At 70.5% G+C, this 2,125-nt stretch carries 2 protein-coding genes; both read right to left on the minus strand.

Translation table 11 applies throughout. From position 1 onward, the window contains the following. Window positions 1–88 precede the first annotated feature (88 nt). A complete protein-coding gene (locus AB0G02_RS36555) occupies window positions 89–1,642 on the minus strand; it encodes an aminotransferase class III-fold pyridoxal phosphate-dependent enzyme (RefSeq protein WP_360803974.1) in 1,554 nt (517 codons plus the stop codon). A gap of 154 nt (window positions 1,643–1,796) precedes the next feature. Continuing rightward, the coding region (locus AB0G02_RS36560; RefSeq protein WP_360803977.1) for a hypothetical protein at window positions 1,797–2,125 on the minus strand (329 nt) is incomplete at its 5' end.

The raw sequence follows: 2,125 nt of genomic DNA on the forward strand, positions 1-2,125 counted from the left end.
GCGTCCAGCTCGGGCGGGTTGGCCACCAGCTCGTCGCGGACGAACTCGCGGACCCGGGACAGCGCCTCGTCGAAGTCGATGGCCATCGTCACACCAGCCGCTTCGACGGGTCGCGCAGGACCGCTACGGCCGCGCGCAGGCCAGCTTCCACCTGCGCGATCTCCGCGTCGGTGAAGAAGAGGGACGGCTCGAAGCGCAGCGTGTTGGTGGCGCTGGCGGTCGGGAAGATGCGGATGGCGTGCTCCCGCAGCAGGTACCCGGCCAGGGCGTAGCCGAGCATGCCCGCCTTGGCCTGCTCGGCGACCGCCGGGATCGGGTTGGCCGACTGGTCGTGGAACTCCAGGCCCAGCATCAGGCCCCGGCCGCGGACGTCCTTGACCAGGTCCGGGTGGTCGGACCGGATCGACTCCAGCACGGCCTTGAGCTTGGCGCCCAGCTCGGCGGCCTGCCGGTAGGCACGGCCGCCGTCGGCCTCCAGCAGCTCCAGCGCCTTGAGCGCGATCGTGCACGAGAAGCTGTCCTTGGCGAAGGTCGAGCTGTGCACCAGCTCGAAGTCGCCCCGGTAGAACTTCTCCCGCACCAGCATCACGGCGGCCTTCGCGACACCGCCGCCGAGGCTCTTGGACAACGCGTAGTAGTCGCCGCGCAGCCCGATCTGCGAGCTGGCGAAGAACGCGCCGGACCGGCCCATCCCGCTCTGGATCTCGTCGATGACGACCGGCACGCCCGCCTCCTCGCAGGCGGTCGCGATCTCCCGCGCGAACTCCGCGCCGACCTCCTGGATGCCGCCCTCGCCCTGGATGGGCTCCAGCAGGAACGCGGTCACCACCGGCAGCTCGCGCTCGCCCAGCCGCACCGCGCCGCCGTCGACCACCAGTTCGGTGAGCTGCACACGCTCCTCGTCCAGGATCTTGCGCACCGCGCCCGGCTGGTTGAACGCGACGAACCTCGACGGCCGCGCCAGCGCGGTGAAGGGCGTGCGGTAGACCGGGTTGTGGGTGAGCTGGATGCTGCCGACGAGCTTGCCGTGGAAGCCGCTCTCCAGCGCCAGGAACACCGGTTGCCGCGCCGCCTTCTCCGCCGTCACGCGGCTCAGCTCGGCCGCCAGCGCCTCGAAGTCGCCCACCGGCACGCCCAGGGCGCGGTAGGCGTCCTCCACGACGGTCGCCCCGCCCGCGACGGCCTCCCGCGCCCGGTTCAACGATTCCTCGACCGCGTCGACGGCGGCCCGCACCTTCAGCACGCGATCCAGTTCGGCGTGCTTGACGGCCGCTTCGATCGCCTCCGCACCGGAATTCGCGAACACCCCGTAATACGGTTCGGAGACCCCGAATTCGCGGTGCAGCACGGCGTTGAGCCTGGTCACCAGCTCGTTGGCGTAGGGGTGGCGGGAGAACTGCGCGTGGATCGGCGTCTGCTGCTCGAACAGCTCCCGGGCGAGCGCCACCAACTCCGGGTTGTTGTGCCCCAGCAGCACCGACCCGTAGCCGCCCGCCAGGTCGAGGACCGGCCTCTCCGAGCCGTCCGCCTGCTTCGCGAACAGCGTGTTACCACTCGACCGCACGTATTCGGCGTCGAGGCCGTAATCGGTCAACCAGCCGAGCATCGTCGGTTCGGCTAATTCGATAGCTGAAGTGGTCATCGCCGTCCTCGCAAATTATTCCGGCATCGGGGCGGAGCGGAAACAATCCGGTCGGGGCAATGTTAACCAGGAGATAATAATCAGCGGGGAACGGCGCGGTAACCGAGGTGCGCCGCCGGACCGGTGAGTCGCCGGTTACCGGCGGCGGACCACGTCAGGTGGACCTGATCTGAGCCGCCGAGTCGGTCAGCATCCGGCGGTCCAGGCACAGCAGCATCCTTATGTGCTCACGGCGGGCGTCCCGCTCGTGGCCGCTGACGGGCGTGAGCACGGCCGGCGCGTCCGGCGACCCGTCCGGCCCGGACTCGCCGTGGGTCAGCAGCAGCTCCAGCAGGCGGTCGATCGCCTCGTCCGACAGCGGGTCCAGCGCGAACGTCGTGGCGTGCGCCAGCCCGCCACCCCAGTCGGGGCGCCGGTCGAGCAGATCGGACCGGGCCGCCGCCAGCACCAGCAGCCGCGACCCGGCGAACGACCGGGCCAGGC

It is taken from the genome of Actinosynnema sp. NPDC023658 (assembly GCF_040639995.1).
Lineage (GTDB): Bacteria > Actinomycetota > Actinomycetes > Mycobacteriales > Pseudonocardiaceae > Actinosynnema.

Excerpts from the sequence above, each read along its gene's own strand:
- AB0G02_RS36555 (WP_360803974.1), bottom strand. The coding sequence starts at position 1,642 with ATGACCACTTCAGCTATCGAATTAGCCGAACCGACGATGCTCGGCTGG.